This window comes from Anaerobacterium chartisolvens (assembly GCF_003337415.1).
Taxonomy (GTDB): Bacteria; Bacillota; Clostridia; order Acetivibrionales; family DSM-27016; genus Anaerobacterium; species Anaerobacterium chartisolvens.
This window is the reverse complement of record NZ_QPJT01000006.1, coordinates 20,416-42,655: the sequence shown is the minus strand read 5'-3', so window position 1 is coordinate 42,655 and position 22,240 is coordinate 20,416. Positions and strand designations below refer to the sequence as shown.

17 protein-coding genes and 1 riboswitch are annotated in these 22,240 nt (G+C 44.1%); of the genes, 1 reads left to right on the top strand and 16 read right to left on the bottom strand.

Translation table 11 applies throughout. The annotated features are described in order from the left end of the window. Window positions 1-5 precede the first annotated feature (5 nt). The 13 genes from ablB to DFR58_RS06470 all read right to left on the bottom strand — a co-directional run bounded on the left by ablB (window position 6) and on the right by DFR58_RS06470 (window position 17,102). Complete coding sequence (ablB, locus tag DFR58_RS06530) at window positions 6-857, bottom strand: putative beta-lysine N-acetyltransferase (RefSeq protein WP_114297013.1); 852 nt, start codon at window positions 855-857, stop codon at window positions 6-8. Beyond that, window positions 829-2,112 (bottom strand): lysine 2,3-aminomutase, encoded by a 1,284-nt coding sequence (gene kamA / locus DFR58_RS06525; protein ID WP_114297012.1) that lies wholly within the window; start codon window positions 2,110-2,112, stop codon window positions 829-831. Before kamA ends, ablB begins: the two co-directional genes overlap by 29 nt. A 22-nt stretch (window positions 2,113-2,134) precedes the next feature. Continuing rightward, window positions 2,135-2,866, bottom strand: a complete 732-nt coding sequence (locus tag DFR58_RS06520) for an amino acid ABC transporter ATP-binding protein (protein WP_170138065.1) — start codon at window positions 2,864-2,866, stop codon at window positions 2,135-2,137. Between the two features lie 36 nt (window positions 2,867-2,902). Further along, entirely contained in the window at window positions 2,903-3,556 is a 654-nt protein-coding gene (locus DFR58_RS06515; protein ID WP_114297010.1) for an amino acid ABC transporter permease, read from the bottom strand. A gap of 66 nt (window positions 3,557-3,622) precedes the next feature. Further along, window positions 3,623-4,459 (bottom strand): transporter substrate-binding domain-containing protein, encoded by an 837-nt coding sequence (locus DFR58_RS06510; protein WP_114297009.1) that lies wholly within the window; start codon window positions 4,457-4,459, stop codon window positions 3,623-3,625. Between the two features lie 172 nt (window positions 4,460-4,631). Next, a riboswitch (cyclic di-AMP (ydaO/yuaA leader) is annotated at window positions 4,632-4,830 on the bottom strand. Between the two features lie 478 nt (window positions 4,831-5,308). Continuing rightward, complete coding sequence (gene spoIIR, locus DFR58_RS06505) at window positions 5,309-6,022, bottom strand: stage II sporulation protein R (RefSeq protein WP_114297008.1); 714 nt, start codon at window positions 6,020-6,022, stop codon at window positions 5,309-5,311. Between the two features lie 231 nt (window positions 6,023-6,253). Continuing rightward, entirely contained in the window at window positions 6,254-7,864 is a 1,611-nt protein-coding gene (locus DFR58_RS06500; RefSeq protein ID WP_114297007.1) for a CTP synthase, read from the bottom strand. 362 nt (window positions 7,865-8,226) lie between these two features. Further along, window positions 8,227-9,729, bottom strand: coding sequence for a S41 family peptidase (locus DFR58_RS06495; protein WP_114297006.1), 1,503 nt, complete (start codon window positions 9,727-9,729; stop codon window positions 8,227-8,229). Between the two features lie 136 nt (window positions 9,730-9,865). Then, window positions 9,866-11,395: an S-layer homology domain-containing protein gene (locus DFR58_RS06490; protein WP_242987440.1), complete on the bottom strand. Its 1,530-nt coding sequence runs from the start codon at window positions 11,393-11,395 to the stop codon at window positions 9,866-9,868. A gap of 34 nt (window positions 11,396-11,429) precedes the next feature. Continuing rightward, window positions 11,430-14,450: an S-layer homology domain-containing protein gene (locus DFR58_RS06485; RefSeq protein WP_114297005.1), complete on the bottom strand. Its 3,021-nt coding sequence runs from the start codon at window positions 14,448-14,450 to the stop codon at window positions 11,430-11,432. Window positions 14,451-14,669: 219 nt separating this feature from the next. Next, a complete protein-coding gene (locus tag DFR58_RS06480; RefSeq protein WP_114297004.1) occupies window positions 14,670-15,113 on the bottom strand; it encodes a YwiB family protein in 444 nt (147 codons plus the stop codon). Between the two features lie 40 nt (window positions 15,114-15,153). Next, the gene (gene murI, locus DFR58_RS06475; RefSeq protein ID WP_114297003.1) at window positions 15,154-15,960 is read right to left on the bottom strand and encodes a glutamate racemase; all 807 of its coding nucleotides are present in this window, start codon (window positions 15,958-15,960) and stop codon (window positions 15,154-15,156) included. Between the two features lie 38 nt (window positions 15,961-15,998). Beyond that, window positions 15,999-17,102: a D-alanine--D-alanine ligase family protein gene (locus DFR58_RS06470; protein WP_114297171.1), complete on the bottom strand. Its 1,104-nt coding sequence runs from the start codon at window positions 17,100-17,102 to the stop codon at window positions 15,999-16,001. Between the two features lie 264 nt (window positions 17,103-17,366). Here DFR58_RS06470 and DFR58_RS06465 point away from each other — a divergent pair, with 264 nt between their 5' ends. Next, entirely contained in the window at window positions 17,367-17,582 is a 216-nt protein-coding gene (locus DFR58_RS06465) for an FmdB family zinc ribbon protein (RefSeq protein WP_114297002.1), read from the top strand. 128 nt (window positions 17,583-17,710) lie between these two features. Here DFR58_RS06465 and DFR58_RS06460 read toward each other — a convergent pair whose 3' ends face one another. The 3 genes from DFR58_RS06460 to DFR58_RS06450 form a co-directional block, all read right to left on the bottom strand. Continuing rightward, the gene (locus DFR58_RS06460; RefSeq protein ID WP_114297001.1) at window positions 17,711-18,319 is read right to left on the bottom strand and encodes a class I SAM-dependent methyltransferase; all 609 of its coding nucleotides are present in this window, start codon (window positions 18,317-18,319) and stop codon (window positions 17,711-17,713) included. 214 nt (window positions 18,320-18,533) lie between these two features. Then, entirely contained in the window at window positions 18,534-19,367 is an 834-nt protein-coding gene (locus DFR58_RS06455) for a GerMN domain-containing protein (protein WP_242987437.1), read from the bottom strand. 182 nt (window positions 19,368-19,549) lie between these two features. After that, the gene (locus DFR58_RS06450) at window positions 19,550-22,201 is read right to left on the bottom strand and encodes a glycoside hydrolase family 3 N-terminal domain-containing protein (protein ID WP_114297000.1); all 2,652 of its coding nucleotides are present in this window, start codon (window positions 22,199-22,201) and stop codon (window positions 19,550-19,552) included. Window positions 22,202-22,240: the final 39 nt, after the last annotated feature.

Here is a 22,240-nt window from a genome sequence, read left to right as displayed (position 1 = left end):
TAATGTCACAGTGTTTTGGACCATATATTCATGTCTTCAAAGCTCCCGCATATATCGCAGTTATTTAACATTCTTCCTGTATATTTATAACCGTGCTTACAAAGGGCCATATTTATTCCCGGGTTTATGGCACGTGAAAGGCTGTAGGCACAGTAAAAATTTCTTTCCTTTAGATCCTGCTCAAGATAATATATCAAATTTGACAGTATTCCCCTTCCTCTGTATTGGGGGTATGTGGCACAATCAGTTATCTCAGCATTGAGATTGTCCTTGTCCATATCCGCAGATGCTGCGGCAACCACCCTGCCGTCTATACAGGCCACCTTATATAATGCTGTTTTATTTAAATTGCTTTTTATATATTCTTCATCAAACACAGGCGAAGGGTAAGTCTCAAACACTGCTTTGAACAGCTCCGTCATGTGGAAGATATCCCCTCTTAAGGCATCTCTCATGGTAATATCCTCCATATCCTTTAATTTAAAGCTGCTTTTTGATTCCATGCACCGTTGTATAATTGCATCCTCTTTATCCTTTTCAGCAGATGCCGCCCTTTTGCTGTCTAAAAAATAAGAAACGCAAAGAGCATCCTCTCCTTTAAAAAAGCCGTAGATCATACCCTCAATTTGAAACCCGGAGGAGATGAATGTCTTCATGGCCTTTATATTAACATTGGAAATAATCTTGCCAAGGCTTTCACCTCTGGCCATTTCTATAATATCCTTTAATATGTCTTCCGAGATTTCTTCATATTCCAGTATTTTGACACGCAAATTGACATAGTCCATAAAAAGCCTTACTCCCTTAAAATACCTGTAGCAGCCTTTATCATTGCGCGCTGTTATTGAATTTAACATGCTCCTCCCTCCTCTTCATTCTTATGTTGGTATTTGGTATCAGGCATATTCTTTCACCCCTCATAAGGCTTTCAAGACCCCTGTACCCGTAATTTTTATACTTTCCGCACATGCCGCATTTCATACACCTGTGAGTCTTATCCTTTGGCTCGTCATATGTGCATATAACTCCCTCAAAGTTTCTTAGTATTACCTTATCAGGCGACTGGGAAATCATATACTGCGGGTTTACAGGTATCTTCCCTCCGCCTCCCGGGGCGTCAACCACGAATGTCGGCACAGCATATCCCGAAGTATGTCCCCGCAGTGTCTCTATAATCTCAACCCCCGCCGAAACACTGGTTCTGAAATGCTCTATGCCCTCCGACAAATCGCACTGGTATAAATAGTATGGCCTTACGCGCATCCTTACCAAATGCTGCATGAGATTTCTCATGACATACGGGCAGTCATTTATATTCTTTAGCAATACCGTCTGGTTTCCCATAGGAATTCCGGCATTTGCAAGCATACTGCAAGCCCTTTTGGATTCCTCGGTAATTTCGTCGGGATGATTAAAATGCGTGTTTATCCACAGGGGATGATATTTCTTCAGCATATTACAAAGCTCGGGCGTGATCCTCTGAGGCATAACCACAGGTGTTCTTGTTCCTATCCTCACCACCTCAACATGCTTTATGTCGGAGAGGCTTCCCAATAAATACTCAAGCTTATTATCCGACAGGCATAACGGATCGCCTCCTGAAATAAGTACATCTCTTATTTCCCTACAACCCTTTATATAATCTATTGCCTTTTTTATGTTTTTCAATGGCATGGCGCTGTCCTCATGGCCTGCAAACCGCCTTCTGGTGCAATGCCGGCAGTACATTGAGCACTGATCAGTTACAAGAAGCAGCACTCTGTCGGGGTACCTGTGGGTAAGCCCCGGGACAGGGGAATCCAGCCCTTCGTGCAAGGGATCATGGCAGTCTGCTTTAGATATTTGAGTCTCCCATATTGTAGGAACCGCCTGCCTTCTTATTCCGCATTCAAACTTATCCGTATTCATTAATGATGCATAATAGGGAGTAATAGCCATCTTAAGACTTTTAAGGCATTTATTTATTCCCTCACGCTCTTTGTCGGTAAGATTTATAATCTGCTCCAGCTCATCTAATGTGGTTATCCTGTTTGATATTTGCCATTTCCAGTCGTCCCACTGCTCCTGCTTAATATCCTTCCATAGCTTTATATTTTTATAGCTTCTTTTCATAGCTATTCACCTCACTTTACCCTTATACGGCCTGTAAGAACTTACCCAAAAAAATTCGGGTGCGATTATTCTTAGGTGTTGTAAATATTTCCTCCGGAGGCCCCTCCTCAACTATCCTGCCCTCATCCATAAAAACTATCCTGTCTGACACCTCTCTTGCAAAGCCCATTTCATGGGTAACTATAAGCATTGTCATGCCTTCCCTTGCAAGGTCTCTTATAACATTTAAAACCTCTCCTACCAACTCTGGGTCCAGCGCGGAGGTGGGCTCATCAAATAATATTATTCCTGGCTCCATAGCCAGAGTCCTGGCAATAGCAACCCTTTGCTTCTGCCCTCCCGAAAGCATTGCGGGATATACATGGGTTTTATCGCTCAAGCCCACATTTCGGAGGATCTCTTCGGCCTGCGTAACAGCGTCCTTTTTAGGCACTCCCTTGACCTGAATAGGCCCCTCAATTACGTTCTGCAAAACAGTCTTATGCGGAAAAAGGTTGAAATGCTGAAACACCATTCCTACATTCTGGCGCATTTTATTTACCACCTTCTCTTTGCGCTCAATGGCATTGCCACCTATATAAATTTCACCCGACTGGCTCTTTTCCAAAAAATTAATGCATCTGAGCAGGGTACTCTTGCCGGAGCCGCTGGGCCCGATAACCGAAACCACCTCTCCCTCCGCCACGCTAAGCGTCACATCCCTTAAAACCTCAAGACTTCCAAACCTTTTGTTGAGATTTAAAATCTTTAAAATTTCAGCCTTATTTTTTTTATTCATAGCATATCACTCCTATCTGCTGCTTATATCCAGCCTTTTTTCCACCTTGTGTATAATAAGCCCCAGCACCGATGTAATGATAAAGTAGTATATCCCCGCAATAAGGAAGTACTCCATAAAGCGGTATGTGGATGATCCAAGCTGCTGTGATTTCAACAAAAGCTCCCGCACTGTTACCGCACTTGCCAGAGATGAATCCTTTGTAGCTATAATAAGCTGATTTCCCAGAGGGGGAATTGCCCTCTTAAACGCCTGAGGAAGTATTATTCTGTACATCGCCTTAAATTTACTCATGCCTATTGATCTCGCCGCCTCCATTTGCCCTTTATCTATTGACTTTATGGCACCCCTGAATATTTCAGCAATATATGCCCCGTTATGCACACCAAAGGCAATAATGGCTGATGGGTAAGGGTCAAGCTTTATAATTCCAGACAGACCATAATAGACTATGAACAGCTGCAGAAGTATAGGAGTCCCTCTTATAATGGTAACATAGGCTGATGCAGGATAGCGGAGGACTTTAAACGCCGATATTCTTGCAAAGGCTGTAAGCAGTCCTATCACCATACCCACTATAATAGCAGCAGCAGTTATTTTAAGGGTTTCAACGGCGGCCGGTAAAAACAAATGAAACTTTTCAAATATTATACTGAAATCATACAATTTTTACGCTTCCCCCAATCCAAGTCATAGTGGATAACCGGCGGGACATTCCCGCCGGTTGTTTTTTTACTCAAGGTCTTCAGGCCCTTTAATCTTTGAATCCTTAGCTACAATAAGCTGGGCTCCCGAATAATAATAAGGGTCTGTAAAATCAACCACCTCCATGCGCTCCTCGGTAATAGCCATGCTTCCGAATATCCCATCATAGCGGCTGCTCCTTAAGCCCTCCAATATTCCGTTCCAGTCGGTAGTAACAGGCTCATACTCCACCCCAAGCCTTTTTGCTACCTCCATCCCTATATCCACGTCAAAGCCCGTCAGCTTATCCTCGTCATCAAAATAGTTGAACGGCGGATAGCCTCCGCTCATAGCAAATACAATCCTGCCCGCATCCTTTACCCTTTGCAGGCTTCCGTCTGAGGCTTCCTCTTCTCCCGCATGGGTGTGTAAATATTCAACCCCTTCCAATATATCCACATCAAAGTATTTTTTGCTTATAGAGGCATATGTACCATCCTCTATAATTTCCTTTAGGGCTTTGTTTATTGCCTGCCGCAATGATTTGTCATCCTGCCTTACCGCCACGGCTATAACCTCCTTATACAGCAGCTCTCCTGCCAGCCTCAAGTTGTCATAGCCTCCGTTTTTTATGCCTATGGCACCCACCATTCTGTCTGTTATTACTCCGTCAAGCCTTCCGTTTGAAAGCTCCCACAGTGTAAGGGTGTCGTCCTTGTACAGCTTTACCTCCTTCACCTGACCGAGCTTATTGGCCTCAGCCTCAAAGGTTGTACCCGTTACAACACCTATAGTGTACCCGCTGCTCGCGCAGGCGGAAATCAACCCCGCAAGCATAAAAATCATAATGGACATGCTTAAAAGCTTTAAACCTCTCACCTTCATAGTTGTTAACCTCCCATTTTGTAAAATAAATTTTTTTCCGCCGCCTTTGTCCTTTCAATGCGGAAGGACGTTTTAAGACGGCAAAAAAGCCGCAGAGAAAGTATCTGCGGCTTTAAGGTATGCCAAAAAAGTATGTACCAAACCAAGGTACAATTAATAAAGCATATTAACCACCTTCTCTTCCAACGCTTACGAGATTAGCTGACGGATTCGGATCGAAAGATAACCCTAGATACCTTGAAGCTTTAAGCCACAAAGCATAATTCACCCCAAAAGGATAGGACTGAACAGCCCCCCTTTAAAAATTTTATAACCAGAAGATTATAAAATTAACCGGTTCTCCCGTTCTTACGATTAAGCGCGTATTTTTAATATTAAATTTTATAAACATCATATGAGATAATTTTTAAAATAGTACATTATCCCATATTTTCACTAATAGGTTTATATAGAATATACCGTTAGCTTTTGTTTCTCCCTTATTATCCCTAAATTATTACATCAAGTCTTACCCATTTTAATCCATATAGTCAATCTTTATAGGTTAATATACCAGACATATCAGGGTATGTCAACCTTTCACGACGGCTTTCATGCAGAGTTAAACGTCTCAAACTGGCTTATAGCGTCTATTGAGGCATATTCGTTTTTTTTTAAATTTCCTGTAAAAAAATTAAGGGCAGACACACAGGTCTGCCCCTACAGCAATGTTTGTCCCTATAACAAATAATATAATGGTCTGCTATATATTTAGCAATAAAGATTTTACATGGAGGATATAGTTTGATGGAAGCAATTATATCCTCCATGTTTGTAAAATCTTTATTGCATCCTATATATTATATTTGTTTAAAAAATCCTTCCCAAAAGATTGGATATTTTTATTCTGGAGTCTTGAAAAAATTCTACAATTTTAAACCTTACCTTAATAGGTATGTCATCCTCGCTGTCAGCCGAGGTTACAATGTCATATTCCTCCGCTGTCAGAATATTTTTAAGATCAGCTTTCACCGAATCGGAAATAGTTCCGTGGGTTGCATCTACAAAGCATAAGGGAGGGAATAGAACACACCACCAGTTTGCACCCTCGCCCTTTCCTATTACTACCCTTAGGGCCTGATAATTCCCCGCAGGGAGCGTTATATCCCCATACATTTTTGTCGGAAACGGATGAATTCCCATGTCGGCCTTCACCTCGTACGCCTTTCCCTGACGAAAAATTTCCTCTTTTGCAAGCTCTTCTATTTTCTCCATATCCCTGCTTATTACATTCTTTGTATTCTCAATGTCCTTTGAATCCTTTAGCTGCTGCTGCATATAATTTATAATTACATCCCTTACATCACGCTTTAGCGCCTGATCCACATCGCCATCACTGTTGGCAACCACATGCAGCCTGATGAGATTTTCCGACAAGCCTTTGTTGACATCCTCAGAATAAGTGGTCAGATAAACCCCCAGCCACAGTATTGCAATTAAAAACAGTAATATGACTGCTTTTAACGGAATGTTATTTTTTACACCACTTCCAAATCCCTTAACACTTTTTACGATCCTGTTCATGGCTCATTCCCCCTGTTTTATATTTTTTACCGATACATTACAGGTAATTTATCAAAGTCTTTTATAAATTCTCATTAATTTCTTATGTTTATAAGTATTATCAAACTTATGAGAATTTATACTATACATAAAATAATTTCAAAAATTACAGGGGAAAACTAAAAACCGGCCCCGCTGCCTCAAAAATTGATTTTTTGAGGCAGTGGGGCCGGTTAAGCCGGAGCTTTGTCTTTATCTATTTACAGACCTGTCAAATGCCGCTTTGACAAAGCTTTTAAATAACGGGTGGGCCCTGTTCGGCCTTGATCTGAATTCCGGATGAAACTGTACTCCTACAAACCATGGGTGTTCGGGCAGCTCTATTATCTCAACCAGCTTTTCGCTGGGAGAAAGCCCCGAAAAAATCATCCCCTTGGAACCGAGCTTCTCTCTGAACTCATTGTTGAACTCGTATCTGTGCCTGTGCCTCTCATATACCAGCTCATCACCGTAAATCTCGTATGCCCTTGTGTCCTTTCTGAGCTTGCAGGGATAAAGACCAAGTCTCATAGTCCCGCCCTTTTCGTCTATGTCCCTCTGCTCCGGCATAAGGTCTATGACAGGATAGACGGCGTCGGGATTAAATTCCGAGCTGTTTGCATTTGGAAGCTCCGCTATGCTTCTTGCAAATTCAATAACCGCCATCTGCATTCCAAGGCATATTCCGAAATACGGCACTTTATTTTCACGCGCATATTTCGCGGCAAGTATTTTGCCCTCAATTCCCCTGTCTCCAAAGCCCCCCGGCACAAGTATGCCGCTGACCTTTCCCAGATAGTTTTCTATATTTTCCTCATCAATATGCTCTGAATTAACCCACTTTATTTTTACGTCAATGCTGTTTGCTATTCCTCCATGATTAAGCGATTCCACTATACTTAAATAGGCGTCATGAAGCTCCACATACTTTCCTACGAGAGCTATTGTAACAGTATTGGAAAGGTTTTTTTGCCTTTGCACCATGTCCTGCCACTCTGTCAGATCGGGCAGATTGCACTGCAAATGCATTTTGCTGCATACTATGTCTGCCAGTCCCTCTTTTTCCAGCATGAGCGGTACCTCATAAAGTATTTCCGCATCCATATTCTGAATTACCCATTCTCCCGGAATATTGCAAAACAGGCCGATTTTGTCCTTTAAATCCTTGGAAAGATGCTTTTCGGTGCGGCATACAATAATATCCGGCTGGATACCTATGCTGCTCAGCTCCTTAACGCTGTGCTGGGTAGGCTTGGTCTTAAGCTCTCCCGATTTGCCGAGGTAAGGGACAAGAGTAACATGTATATATATCACATTCTCTCTTCCAACGTCGGACGCAACCTGCCTTATTGCCTCTAAAAAAGGCAGGCTCTCTATGTCGCCTACCGTACCGCCTATTTCGGTTATTACCACATCAGTATGGTCGGACTTCCCTACCCTGTATATTCTTTCCTTAATCTCGTTGGTTATGTGAGGTATTACCTGAACCGTGCCTCCAAGAAAGTCCCCTTTTCTTTCCTTGCTTATGATGGACCAGTATATTTTACCTGTAGTGACATTGCTGTTTTTACTCAAATTCTCGTCTATAAACCTTTCATAATGACCAAGGTCTAAATCGGTTTCCGCTCCATCATCGGTCACAAAAACCTCACCATGCTGATATGGACTCATTGTACCGGGATCTACATTTATATAAGGGTCAAACTTTTGAATGGTAACGCGCAAGCCCCGGGCTTTTAAAAGCCTCCCTAAAGATGCCGCCGTAATTCCCTTGCCCAGCCCGGATACCACTCCCCCGGTGACAAATATGTACTTCACAGACATTTTATTTAATCCTCCTAAAATAAATTGGGCCATTTCCTCTGTCTCTTAAGAAACGGCCTTGGCCGAATAAGCTAAATTATTTGCTATTAAATATTTAGCAATAAAGATTTTACATGGAGAATATAATTTGATGGAAGAAATTTTTTTGACCCATAAGGAATACATCTAAGAAAAGCGCCTGATGACAGACCCGGGAGACATTTCCCCGCAAGGCGTCTTTTCGTTGCTATTAAAAATTTCTGTAGTCAATTATATTATCTATGTTTGTAAAATCTTTATTGCAACTTATATAAATATTTTTATAAAAAAGCACACCCTATATTTTATATTTCATACAATTAGGTGTCAATAGAAATTAAATCTTAATTTTTTAACAATTCAACAGCTCTGGCATACTGCTTGTCATTTTCAAGCCTAAGCCTGTTCAGCTCTTCATTAAGCCATTTCTGCGTTGTAAAGTCAAGCCTTCCAAACCCATAGGGGCCTCCTCCCTTAAGCTTTTGAAACTCGCCCACAGCGGCATAGGTCTTTTTGTCAAGCAGTGAGTCGGGCTCATCTATATCATATCCCAGCAGCTTGAGTATTTGCTCGGCATAGTAAATGTCCCCCCCTTCGTCGTTCAGCCCCGGCTTCCACGTCACTGTGAGGTTTTCAATTGAGTCGGTATCAATCCCCGATCCCGGTAAATCACGCGATACCTCAACATCAGGCTTAAGACCCACTTTGTCTATCATTCTTCCATGAGGAGTTGTATAAACGCCCATAGTTATCTTGGATGAACCCAGTATTTCCTCCTCCGCCGGGTTTATTCCGTACTCCCAAAGCAGCTTAGACGCATCCACAATCTTGACTCCCAGCTCATCGCTGTACTTTTTATAAGCCTCAGGAGTAAGAATAGGAACTATATACTGGACCCTCGCCTTTCCAAAGGTTTTTTCCCCGACCAGCCTTCCCACGCCGGTGTCCTGTATCGCTCCCGCCAATATTTCCGAAGCGCTTGCAGTATTTCTGTTAACAAGCACCGATAGCTTGTATTTTACCTCGTCCAGCGGCGATTCATATTTTATGTTCTCCTTGTATCCTTCTTTAAATTCAAGCCTTGTAACCAGCCCGCGCGGAACCAGCTTAGAGGCTATGGCAACGGCGGCTTCAACATATCCTCCCGAATTGTCTCTTAAATCCAGAACTATATCCCGTATACCGTTGTCCTCCATTTGCTTTAAAGCGTCTATAAATTCATCAACGGCGGCGCCGCCAAAGGATGCTATTTTTATATAACCCTTGCCATCACTTATATCATGCTTTACAAGCCTCATAGAAACCTCTCCCGTCAGCAGCTCAATGTCCTCCTGTTTGCGCAAATCCCCGCGCAGAATCCCCAGCACCACCCTGCTTCCCTTCTGACCACGGATAAGCTCCACCGCATCCTTAACAGCCATGTCGGCAGTATTGACGCCACCTATTGAAACGATTATATCTCCTGCATAAACTCCCGCTCTTTCGGCGGGTGAGGATTCAAAAACCTTAGTTACTTTTATATGATCGCCAATCTTGCTCATAGAAATTCCTATGCCGTAATAGCCTCCGTTTATGCTTTCATAGAAGCTCTCCTCCTCCGCTGCCGTCATATACTCAGTATAAGGGTCCATCGAACCGAATATTCCCTTTAGCGCACCCTCCAGCAGCTCACTGTCGGTAACCTCAAATCTGTATCTTTCCTTTATCATTTCCATAATACTCACTATGTAATCATCACTGCCGTTCAAAATTCCAGAGTTCTGTCCATCCGCAGAAGCAATCTGCGGCAGCAAAAGACAAATTGCCAGTGCCGAGGCTATTAGGAGCCGGGGAAGCCTGATTTTCATAAATATTCTCCTTAAAGTAACAAATTTATATCTGTAATATTATTTTAACACAGCTTATAAAACCATATTTTAAAAAAATGTTTCAAAATTATTACCGAATAATTAAAAAGACGGCCGGCAGCCGTCTTTGACTATTTTAGAAATTGATTATCCTCTCCCTGTAGTCCTTCCTGATCCCATCCTGCATATACTCTATAAACCCCGAAATAAGCTGCGCCGCCTGAGCCTTTGTAAGAGTTCCCGAAACATTTATGTTGCCCTTGCTGTCAGGCTGTATTATACCTATTCTTTCGGCAACATATACAGCCGCTCTGGCATGGGAGGGTATTTTGTCGTTATCCCTGAAGGTTGTAACCGGCGCAGGGTTGGGCGCAAGACTTTCCAAGCCCACCGCCCTTATAAAAATCAAAATAGCATCGGCTACGGTTATATAGCTGTTAGGGTAAAATTTTCCTCCTACCCCGCCCTCCATAAGTCCCCGTTTATACGCACTCTCTATCCCGTGAAAATACGCGTTTTCGACAGAAACGTCCCCGAACGGAGATATTAATTCCTGATTCTGAGTTCTGGGTGTCCTCACCGCTCTTGTGGAAAGCGCCGGGTCGGCAGGAACCTCCTTTGCGGCGGCTGTAATTGCCGAAGCGAATTCAGACCTCGACATGTACTGCTCAGGCTTAAATACGCTCCCGTCCAGCTTAAAGACCTCAAGCCCGTAAAGCAGCTTTATGTCCTTCTCGGCCCAATGTCCTCTCAAATAGCTTAAGCCCGCAACAGGAAGATCCTTAGATGTAGGAAAGGATTCAAGCTTAAGGCTTCCCTTCCTCTCTAGCATAGTGTCTGTGGAAATTCCTTTAGAATCAAATTCCGGTAGCCTGCTGGTATACTCCATTACGCTGTCGTTATTTTGTCTCTGCACATACCTTCCGCTAAAGCTTATTTGATCGGGTATGCTCTCTATATACTCAAACCTCTGCGTAATGCCTGACGAAAGCTTAATATTGGCCGTTCCCCCCCATTTGTCAACCTGATCCCCGTTTCTCATCTCAGCCTCTATTGTGTAATCCACAACCTGTGCCTCTGAGGTTCCCCAATACTGGTCATAGCCATAAAACTCACCTGTCTGCCTGACAGTAACGGTACCCGTTCCTCCGCCTCCTGTAACCTGATATGTCTTAACTCCTCCCAACGTCCCCGCATAATAATTGATAGAAGGCTTTTCATCTATAACACTTGATCTGGAAAAATCATAGCTCCTAAGCCTGTACGCTCTACCTCCTATTATTATGTTCTCATTTAAACGGCTGTTGGCGGGAAGCGAAGTCTCCTCAACCGTCTGTCCGTTATCCTTTTTAGTTCTTTTAGTGGTAAGCGATACCGTCCTCCTTAATGTGGCACCTATGTCTGCATTCTCAAGGCTGTATGTATAAACTGTGTTGACATTATTCTGCTTAAGGCTCTTTTTCATGGTAAGGCTTCCTTTAAAGATAACAGGCTCACCGCTTACAAAGCATATCTCCTGATAGTTTATCCCAACCTTGTCAGGCTCATCCCCGGAGGCTATACCCCCTTCATATCCGTTATCACCCTCTCTCGCAAAAGCTGAGGCGGATATGAACAAATTTAAAAGCATGGCTATGCAAAGAATCAGGCTTATTCTTTTTAACATCAGAGTACCTCCAGTCATTTCAAATTTTAAGGCTTCAGTTCTCAACTATAATAATGTACGCTTCACCCGTCGTGGTACTGTCGCGCTTTATCACTCTAATCTTATCTCCGTTTTTGAGCTCAGAAGGCTTGGCGACTTTTTTATCCTTTAATATTATACTTCCCGGGAGAATTTTAAGCTCCATATCCTTGCTGTCCAGCCACATATGCCGGGATGCCCCATACACCTTTGCCTCTGTCAGCTTTATATCGGTGGGCTGGGAAATTATAGTGCCTCCCGCGCCTGTATCTCCCCCCGATATGCTGTAAATCCTGCCTCGTGCGTTTACCGTACCGTAAGGAGCGGTTGTAACAAGCAGTGCATTAAGGTTGTCGGCTACTATATATACCGTACGGTTGGCATAGCTGTTGTCACCATAATCGGTAAAGTCCCTTTGGCCTACTACACCCTCATCCCCCACTATACGGGTGTTATATGTTATGTTAAAGGTTTTTGGAGTATTGCTGTAGCTCCATGCAGTTCCGTTAAGCTGTGAGAAGGACTCTACGGTAAAGCTGCTGTTTTCATTGATCTTCTTTATCCTTGCGCGGTATATCTGTACAAAGCTGTCATCCTGCCTAGCCCCAATTTGCACCACTCCCGCATAATAGCTCCCCGTATCATAGCTCCTGTTGGCAACGACATAAACCTTGTCGTCCTCAGATATGCTCCCGGTCGAAACAAGCCTGCCGTCCTTTACAACAATTGTACCTTCTCCTCCATTGATTGTGTGGGTCTTTTTGCTGACAGAAAACTGACCTGAGGACGGATATGCGTGCGAAACACTGTCGTCATACGGCACATCCTCGGTATCCTCCTCATTTCTGAAGGAAATAAGCACTGCCCTCTCCTGTCCTCCATAATCCTTCTCTACTGCAATATAAGCCTCCGCCTGCTTAAAGTATTTATTAGCCTGAGTGGTGTCAATAGCCCTGTTATCAAAATACATTTTATACTCTTGGGATATGCGTATATCATTGGTTCCCTTTTGTTCAGTCCTTACCCACTTTCCGTTGGTAAACCTTTGAAGGCTGTCGATGCTGATCCTCCCTGATGCCGTGTTGATTTTAGATACCTTTCCCTTGTAAATATTGGATATAAAGTGCTCGTCGCCCTCAATAGTGATTTCCTTTATTACTGTGGCCTTATTGGTAATGCTTAAGAGCAGCTTTACCCTGTCACCGTTTTGCAGCTTGCTCATGGATACCGCTCTTCCCTCATAAACAATAAAGGCCTTTCCATCCACATCAAGTACCTGCTGTGTGCCGTCGTCATACTGTACACCCAGTGTAGAGCTTGTCCTTGACAGCACCTTTCCGTATTTCACAGTGTAATTGTCGACTCCGCTGACAGAAACAACACTCGCCGTACCATCCAGCTTTAAAAAAACGGTGTCTCCCGGCTCAATATCCTCAAGATCTGCGGTCTGGTGGTTTTTAAAAACCTCAATGTCGTTCTGATCTCCGTAGTTATAGGTTCTCGACTCAAGGAGTCTCTGTGCCCCACCGGGTGAATTGCCGGTGCCATCCTCGTTATAAAGCGTTATATACCCAAGCTCAGGATTATTGTCCTCCACTATTCCCCGTACAACGGTATTTCTGTTGTCCTGACCTAATTCCAGATATTTTACCGCAGTGACAATATTGTCCTTAACAGTAAGTATTACATACGTTTCTGGCGTAACAGAGACGATGCCGGAGCCCCTGCCTCCCGTATCAACCGACACATTGGCACTGTATCTGTAATTCACAACAGCATTTTCATTTCCCGGAGCAAAGGATATGTTCGCCTTTGATAAATCGAAGTCGGGATAGTCCAGCTTAAAAAATACAGAAGTGTTCATGAGCAGGTTGGCAGTGTCAACATTATTTATTGTGGCAACATAATATTTGGTGTCATATATGCTTGACAGCACCTTTACAAACCTTACGGTGTTGTCCTGCGAGACAATATACTCAATTCTGTCCCCGGTTTTTAAAAGGCTGCTTTTACCAAGAGTTCCGTTTTTGTATACTACTATGTCTCTCTGTCCTCCCGCCGAAGTCTTTCCGCTTCTTTCATCAGCCTGCGATGAGCCTGCGGCTGCCCTCAGCTCTATTCGGTGCAGCCTTCCGCTTGTGTTTCTCACATCTATGGTCTTAAGCTCTTCCCTCGTACTCCCGGAGTAGTCCCCTTGATTCCTTATTTCTTCAACTATGCCTGTCCTTCTCCCAAGTCCGGCGGCAGGCAATATCAAGCCCTCGGAATTTTTTATAATCTGTGCAAGCTGTGTCCTCGTAACAGCACTGGCAGGATTGAAGCTGCCCTTGCCGTTTCCGTTCATTATACCCGCGCTTAAAACAGCCTCTATAAAAGGAACCTTAACGGGATCGGCACTTTTCCAGTCATTGAAATTGTTGAATATGCTCTGCTGATTATATACCGGCACCAAGCCCAGAGCTCTGGCAAGCCAGTACGCCACCTCCTGCCTCTGTGCAGCCGCCCCTCTATGGAAATCCCCCGGCTCAAGTCCGGCCTGATCCTCATCAAGCGCATCCGCCAGCTCATTCGCCGTTATCAAGCCTTCGTTTGCAGCCAACTGAAGAAACCCGTCAGCCCACATGCTCAATGTATTTTTCTTTTTATCCTCTTCCGATCTTGCGTTGTCCAGATTCTGAGCCAGCACCTGTGCCTCGGCCTCACGCCCGGCAGCGGTATATATTTTGGTGATGGCCTCCTCCTTAGATACCGCTTTAGACAAGCCGAAGTTTTTATCTCCATAGCCCTTTAAAAGCTCCAGCACACCTGTTTCATAAACAGCCTCCCTAATCCACAGGTCGGCACTCTTCACATCTGTGTAAGCCATGTTGTTTATAAGCACATCGGCATTGGTTACGCCGGTATAAACAGCTTCGGCAGTCTCCGCGGCGGCTGTGCCAATCGGCAAAGATGACAGCACAATAGACGCGGACAGCAAAGCCACGGCCCACCTTTTGATGTTGAGTATTTTATGCAATCCGTACTTTCTACTATTCATATATGTACCTTCCCAAATTCCTTGCACATACGGCCGCTCCAAGCACTAACGCCGCCGGCCTTAACAGGGGCCTTAGGCTTTTAGGCCATATTTTGCATTTTGTTATTTTATTAGTATATAACTGTATATTATTTATCGGCAAAATTATATTTTAAGTTTATCTCTGACGCGTTACCGTATCTTTACTTTTATGTTACACAAATAAAAACGTACCCGGCATTAACCCCCCGCTTGTCTTATAACCATTATAAAGTCATTTATTCCTGACTTCTGTCCGTCAATTTCTATTTCATAATCCACCTTAATTTGTCCGCCATCATCATCCACACTGACATCTACCTCATTGGTGAAAATACCTATTGTAAAAGCGCCGTTAACGGTATCATAATACGACATGTGCTTTTGTCCCTGCTCAAATATAAACTGGGTGTTGACGGTTCCAAAGCGCATAAGAGTAACGCTTCTGTCTGAGATCTTCAGCGTTGTGGTGGTTCCCTCCATTCCCGTAACTTCGCTTTCCTTATAAACGGCATAGTATGTATCCGCCTTTTTATAATACCTTCCTTCAGTAACCAGCTCCACGTGATTTATACCCTGATCTATAATAGCCTGAGTCCCACTGACGGAGATTATAACATTTTTACTTCCCGAATTATTTAACAAACAAGCATCCTCCTGTAAAATAAAACTAAACTTATATAATCTAATATTTTTCTATATCTATTTTTTCCGCGGAGTGCAGTGTACCCTCCAGAAATGAGCCTCCGAGTGCCTCAAACTTTTCCACGCTGTCACTGGTATAGTACCTGTATACCGGAGGTATCCTCTCGTCCCTTCCTATGCCCCTTTCCTTTATAATATCACCGACTGCCCTTGCAATCTCAATCCCTGAGCTCACAAGCCTTACCCCGTCTCCCATCACCCCGGATATAGTTCCCTGCAGCAGCGGGTAGTGGGTGCAGCCCAGTACAAGGGTGTCTATCCCTTCTTTTTTAAGAGGTATCAGATATTCCTCAGCCGTTCTGACAGCTATATCGTTAGACCACCACCCCTCCTCAGCCAGAGGAACAAAAAGAGGACAGGCCCTTGAAAATATCTGCACACTGCCGTCAATTTCAGTTATAGCCCTCTCGTACACCCCGCTGCTTATAGTTCCCGGAGTGCCTATAACACCTATTTTTTTTGTCCTGCTTTCTCTTACGGCAGCCTCCGCTCCCGGCCTTACAACCTCCAGCACTGGTATGTCAAAGCAGTCCCGTATCCGCTTATATCCATACGCACTGGCTGTATTGCACGCTATTACTATCATTTTTATGTCCTGATTCAATAAAAACCTTATATCCTGAAATGTATACTTTATTATGGTATCCTGAGACTTGGTGCCATAAGGAGATCTCCCGCTGTCCCCAAAGTAAACAAGGCTTTCACACGGTACCAGCCTCATAATTTCCTTAAGGACCGTAAGTCCTCCAAGTCCCGAATCGAATACCCCTATAGGTCTGTTATCCATATTACCCCCAAATATAATCAGCAATCCTTAAGCAGCCCTCAACAATCAATAGAGCGCTTATTATCCTCAAATCTTTCAAACGCAAGCTCTATAAGCCTTTCGATCAGCTTATCGTATGGTACCCCGGATTCCTCCCACAGCTTCGGGTACATGCTTATGCTGGTAAAGCCGGGCAGTGTGTTTATTTCATTTATATACACCTCTCCCGTCTCCTTGTGCACAAAAAAATCCACTCTGGAAAGCCCGGAGCAGTCAAGAGCCTTAAAAGCCCTGACGGCATATTCCCTTATTTTGAATATTGTATCGCAGGGCAGGTCTGCGGGAATTATGCATTTTGAATTGCCGTCAATATATTTTGCGTTATAATCATAGAACTCATTGCATGGAACTATTTCTCCAACCGTTGAAGCGACAGCGTCATCATTGCCTAAAACAGCGCATTCAATTTCTCTCCCGTCTATAAATTCCTCAACAAGTATCCTCCTGTCATACCGTGCGGCAGCATTTAAGGCATTAACCAGCGTGTGCCTGTCATGTGCCTTCCCGACCCCCACAGACGATCCCGCATTAGAGGGCTTAACAAAGCAAGGGTACTGCAAAGCAGCCTCAACCGCGCTTACCGCCGAATCCATGTCGTGTTTAAGCTGCTTTCTGTTTAACACCACATACTTCCCCTGAGGTATTCCTTCCTTCTCAAAAACTATTTTCGAGTATGCCTTATCCATTCCAAGCGCTGAGCCCAAAACACCGCAGCCGACATAGGGTATGCCCGCAAGCTCAAAAAAACCTTGAATTGTGCCGTCTTCGCCATTGCAGCCATGCAGCACAGGAAACACCGCATCAATGCCTCCGCACCCATTCTTTGCACCGGCAGCCTTAAAAAGGCTTACGGCAGAATTGCTTTCGCACAGGCAGGACGTATCCGAAGACCCTTCCGCAATTGCCTGCCATTCACCGCTCCCCAGCTTTTCCACAGGCCCGTTATATGTAAGCCATCTGCCTTCCTTTGTAATTCCTATCATCACTACATTGTATTTATCCCTATCAAGGTTTTCAATAACGCTCTGAGCTGAAATCCTCGAAACATCATGCTCGGAGGACTGTCCTCCGAACAGGACGGCAATTGTTTTCTTGTCCGTCATTCTCCCCTGCTCCCCCCGCATATTAATGGCATCAGGCATAAGCCTGCTGCCCCCGGTGCTTTTTAACGCCTTGTATGCCGGAAATCCGCCGTGTTAAAAAGCCTCGGTTCATTACCTGCTTTATATATATTTTTCATTTTACTATTTCATTACGGCAACTTCAAGTTTTTTTAAGCAGCACTGATGTTGTCTTTTTTAATTATGCTTTGGTTATCCAAATATGATATAATGTTGTAAAATTATTTTCCCGGAGGTTTTTGAGAGATGCCATTTTATGATTTAAGATGCAAAAAATGCAGTGAGGAGTTTAACATAATGGCCAAAATGAGCGACAGGGAAAGCAACACCATAAAGTGCCCCGCCTGCGGCTCAAACGAGCTTGAAACGGTATTTAAAAGCGTTAATATAGTTCATTCTAAAAAAGCGGAGGCCGGAGACTGTCCCCACGCCCACACCTGCGGGGGCTGCTGTAATCATTGATAGTAGGGGCAGACCTATGTGTCTGCCCTGAATTTCTGTATATTCCATGTTTGTGGGCAATTTAGGGCAGACACGCAGGTCTGCCCCTACTATAATACAATTAAAATGATACAGTGCCGCCGTCCCTTTTATTTGCGGCATACAACGGTAAAGTCATTGTTGAGATAGTTTTCAACTATCTTCATTGTTTTAACCCTCTGAGGCAGTTCCTCCACAATATCCTTTACCTCCTCCGGGTCAAAGTAGTAGTAAGGTTCCTCTTTGTCGGGGGATTTATGATGCAAAAGGTTAAAAACAACCGCCTCTTTGGACAAATCCATAAAAAGCCTTAACGCATTTGATAAGAATTTTCTATTGTTGTTTAAATTCAAATTGAAAATCCCCGAAGCATAAATGATATCGAAGGAATTATTTTGGAAAATATTTTTTTCAAAAATATCCGCATGGTAAAATGTACCGTTCAAGCCCTTTCTTCCGGCCTGCTCAATCATGCTTTTTAAAATATCCACTCCTGTATAATCTACCTGTATGCCTTTAAGGTTTAAGTATTCCAAAAGGTTGCCCATGCCGCAGCCCACATCAAGTATTTTTTTGCCTGCCATGTCTACAGAAAAAATAAGCGAATTAAAACGAAGCCTTTGAGCCTCCTCGCTTTCCCATCCTAAAACCTTATATTCGGGCAGTCCCTTGTTCATATTCTCTTCGTAGTATGTTCTGATAACCTCAACTTTTTTCATAAATGTATTTTACCCCTGCCCCGCGCATATTAAACAAAAACCCCTACAAATATAATATGCATTCTAAAGGCCATAAGTCAAGCCATAATGCTCACAGGGATGTATAAAATAAAAGCAATTTAAGGGCAGACACGCAGGTCTGCCCCCTATAAATTCGCTAATATAATTAAAATCATTTGGCTAATGATTAACACCACTATGTGCAGGTATATTTCTATTCCATAATTTCTCCGTTTTCATCCAAAGCTCCGCCGAATTCATTAAATATTTCTTCCGTTATGCCGTCCTCCTCCTGATACACCTCTCCTGACTTTTTATCATTTTTATCGTTCTTATTATTCTTATCGTTTTTATTGTTCTCATTGTTCTTATCCTTCTCATTGTTCTTATTGTTCTCATTGTTCTTATCCTTCTCAGGGACGGTTGCATCCCCCGCCTCCATATTCCCCACCTCGTGCTCTAACATTATGTCTTCATTTTGTATGGCCTCCTCATAATCGGCTGTCCCTGATGACGGCACCTCCTTGCTTATCAATGAAGCAGTTCTCGGGAAAGCGGAATCAAACCGGAAATTTCCCTTAAACTCCTTTTGTGCCTTGCCGTCGATTGTGAATTTCACCTTTTCAATCTCCTTAAGCTCAGTAAGAGAATTGACTATTGAGTAAATAGTAATTCTTTCGGCATCCTTGCCCCCCGGGTGCTTGCTGACAAATTCCTTATTAAAGTCCACAGTGGCAGTCGAGCTTTCCGCATCAATTTTTACGGGAGACGCAAGCTTGGCTTCCTTGGGTATGGTGCTCTTTAAGGCGCTCCCCTCTGAGGGCCCCTTTATAAGCTCTTCAACAATCTTGCCCGCCAGATTGTTGACACTTTTTTTAGCCTCGCTTACAGGCATGTACCTTATCTCAAGCTTCAGTCTGGTATTGTCCTCATTTGCAAAGTAGAGGTGTACAGGCACCTTGTCAGTCAGCTTTTTGGCTTCATCCTCGCCTATGGCAATACTGCTGACAGGCGTGACCTCATCGCTGTCCCCTTTCTGCAATCCCATTTTTTGCAGAAGACCACACCCTGAAAAGACTGAAATTATTATAAAGCATAATGTAATAAGACTTATAGCTCTCCGCATTATCCGGCCACCTCGCACAATATATTTATTCTTATACGATATTTTTATGCCGGTACGGCTTTCAGTATTCTATATACAAGCAAATTTTACAGTGATACTCCTCCTCATACCACCTCCAGTGTTCCCGCAAGCCTGACATCGGCGGAATTGGAGCCGAGCATAACATCATATATCCCCGGTTCCACAGCCCACCTGAATCTGCTGTTTAATACTTTAAGCTCCTTTGAGCCCAATGTAAATGATACCGTCCTTTTCTCTCCGGGCTTCAGTCCTATCCTCTGAAAACCCTTTAACTCCTTCAAGGGGCGCACGGTAGAGCTGCACCTCTGGTGAATGTAAAGCTGTACCACCTCGTCGCCGGCCATATGCCCTATGTTCTCTATTTCCAGCTTAATGGTGCATTTACCTTTGGCCGAAATGCAGGGGGGGTCAATCACAAGGCTGTCATAGCAAAAGCTTGTATAGCTGAGGCCATATCCGAAGGGGAAAAGAGGCGCCCAATCCTCTTCAACATATTTTATGCCGCCTCCCGGCTTGCGGTTGTAATTGACGGGAAGCTGTCCAACTGATTTTGGGAATGATACGGGGAGCCTCCCTGCCGGGTTCACATCTCCGAACAATACTTCGGCGACAGCCTGCCCCCCTTTTTCACCTCCAAACCATGCTTCTAAAATAGCAGGGATATTTTCAAGCTCCCATGTAAGAGAAAGGGGCCGTCCATTTTGAAGCACAAGTACAACGGGAGTGCCTGTCTCATACACCCGTTTTAACAGCTCCAATTGTCTACCGGGAAGGCACAGATCCGACCGATCCATATTCTCTCCGCTCGTCTCATCGGAATCTCCCAGCACCATAATGGCAACCTGCGCATTTCTGGCTGCTTCAACGGCCTGAGCTATTTCATCGGACTTGTCGCACAAGCCGAAAAACACCTGCGCTCCATTTGCATCCTTAAGGTATTCCAGCCTCACCGAATATTCTCTCCCCTGCTCCAGCACAACAGGTATGCTCCGGCTTGAATTTGCGTACAGCCCCCACCCGTCTATTAAAAGCATGTCATCGATCCACAGTCTCATGCTGTCATAGCTTCTAGTGCCTATCCATCCCTTGAAAGCCTTGTCTGGAACCAGCTTTCCCGTCCAGCGTACAGTATAGCTGTTTTTTGTCAAAAGCTCCGATGGTCTGGTAAACACCCAGCTAAATTGGATCTTCTCATCATTTCTTACCATAACGGGCCGGCCGGTAAAATCCCTGCTGTCAAAATATTCGCCCGTTAATCCGTCATTTCCTTCGGGAGTCCTAAGCCATCCTGAAGGGAACGGTAGTATCTCCTCCTCAAGCACCCCAACTCCTCTTACGTATTCCACGTTTGTATGCGCTCCAACCACTTTTCTTATGCCCTCTAAAACTGTTACCGGCTTAAAGCCTTCAACTACAGGAGTATAATCTCCAAGCCGTGCTTCATCGGCATTTGGCCCTATGACAGCAATAGAGCCTAAGTCTTTTTTAAGAGGCAACAGTCCCCCTTTGTTTTTAAGGAGGCATATCCCGTCACGGGCAGCTTGAAGGGTTATCTGCCCATGTTTCTCACACCTCATGGCCTTTTCATAGGATGCGGGGTCGGTATAAGGATTTTCAAACAGTCCCAGCAAAAACTTTACCCTTAATATCCTGCTGACAGCGAGGTCAATTGTCTCCATTTTCATAACCCCATCCCTGACCATCTTTATGATGGACTCTTGATAAAACTCATGGGAAAAATCATAGTACTGCATATCCACACCCGCTTCTATTGCCTGCCGAATTGCATCCTCGGGGCTGTGTGCAGTGCCATGGGTATCATAAAGCCTTACTATCGAACACATATCAGCTCTTACAAAGCCCTTCATCTTCCACCTGTTTCTCAGCACACCGGTTAAAAGTGCCGAGTTTGATACACATGGAATGCCGTCTATAGAGCTGTAGGAATTCATTGCATTAATTGCCCCCGCTTCTTTAAAAGCGGCCTCAAAAACAGGCATGAAACAGCTTTCATGCTCATGGGGACCCAACCGCACAGGCGCACAGTTTAAGCCTCCCTCAGCAATTCCGTATGCTGAGAAATGCTTTACCTCGGCTATAACACTGTCAGAGGAAGATATATCCTCTCCTTGCAAGCCCTTAACCATAGCAACTGCCATTCTTGAGGAAAGGTAAGTGTCCTCCCCATATGTCTCTTCCAGCCTGCCCCACCTTGCGTCCCTCGCTAAATCAATAACAGGGGAAAAAACCTCATGTATTCCGCAGCAGCGTGTTTCGGCAGCAATGCTCCTGCCTACCCGGTATACAAGATCAGGGTTCCATGTCGCCGCAAGAGTAATCTGCTGCGGAAAAATACTGCAGCCCGGCCTACCTAAACCATGGAGAGCTTCCTCACTGAACAGAATTGGAATACCCAATCTGGTTCTTTCGACAGCATACTTCTGCAGTTCATTATTTATATCCGGCGTACCATACAGGTCATGAATACAGCCAACCCCCAGGCTGCCTATAGTCTGCTCTACTCTTTCCCATACTATATCCGCCCCTCTGTCGGCACAGTTATGCTGCTCAGGATGCGCCCTATCTACAAGGTCGGTACCGAAGTACTGATCCATCTGCCGGACCTTCTCCTGAAGGGTCATCCTTTGCAGAAGATCCTGTATTCTCTCCTCCAGTGGAGCATTGGGATTCCTGTATTCCGCAATTTTATTTTGATTGTCAATCTCTTTTCCCATAATATTTTGTCTCCCTGCCTTTCCGTATCAGACTGTGTG

Bases quoted from the DNA above. Each gene is read 5' to 3' on its own strand.
- ablB (WP_114297013.1), bottom strand. From the start codon at position 857: ATGTTAAATTCAATAACAGCGCGCAATGATAAAGGCTGCTACAGGTAT.
- kamA (WP_114297012.1), bottom strand. From the start codon at position 2,112: ATGAAAAGAAGCTATAAAAATATAAAGCTATGGAAGGATATTAAGCAG.
- DFR58_RS06510 (WP_114297009.1), bottom strand. From the start codon at position 4,459: ATGAAGGTGAGAGGTTTAAAGCTTTTAAGCATGTCCATTATGATTTTT.
- spoIIR (WP_114297008.1), bottom strand. From the start codon at position 6,022: ATGAACAGGATCGTAAAAAGTGTTAAGGGATTTGGAAGTGGTGTAAAA.
- DFR58_RS06500 (WP_114297007.1), bottom strand. From the start codon at position 7,864: ATGTCTGTGAAGTACATATTTGTCACCGGGGGAGTGGTATCCGGGCTG.
- DFR58_RS06495 (WP_114297006.1), bottom strand. From the start codon at position 9,729: ATGAAAATCAGGCTTCCCCGGCTCCTAATAGCCTCGGCACTGGCAATT.
- DFR58_RS06490 (WP_242987440.1), bottom strand. From the start codon at position 11,395: ATGTTAAAAAGAATAAGCCTGATTCTTTGCATAGCCATGCTTTTAAAT.
- DFR58_RS06485 (WP_114297005.1), bottom strand. From the start codon at position 14,450: ATGAATAGTAGAAAGTACGGATTGCATAAAATACTCAACATCAAAAGG.
- murI (WP_114297003.1), bottom strand. From the start codon at position 15,960: ATGGATAACAGACCTATAGGGGTATTCGATTCGGGACTTGGAGGACTT.
- DFR58_RS06470 (WP_114297171.1), bottom strand. From the start codon at position 17,102: ATGACGGACAAGAAAACAATTGCCGTCCTGTTCGGAGGACAGTCCTCC.
- DFR58_RS06465 (WP_114297002.1), top strand. From the start codon at position 17,367: ATGCCATTTTATGATTTAAGATGCAAAAAATGCAGTGAGGAGTTTAAC.
- DFR58_RS06460 (WP_114297001.1), bottom strand. From the start codon at position 18,319: ATGAAAAAAGTTGAGGTTATCAGAACATACTACGAAGAGAATATGAAC.
- DFR58_RS06455 (WP_242987437.1), bottom strand. From the start codon at position 19,367: ATGGGATTGCAGAAAGGGGACAGCGATGAGGTCACGCCTGTCAGCAGT.
- DFR58_RS06450 (WP_114297000.1), bottom strand. From the start codon at position 22,201: ATGGGAAAAGAGATTGACAATCAAAATAAAATTGCGGAATACAGGAAT.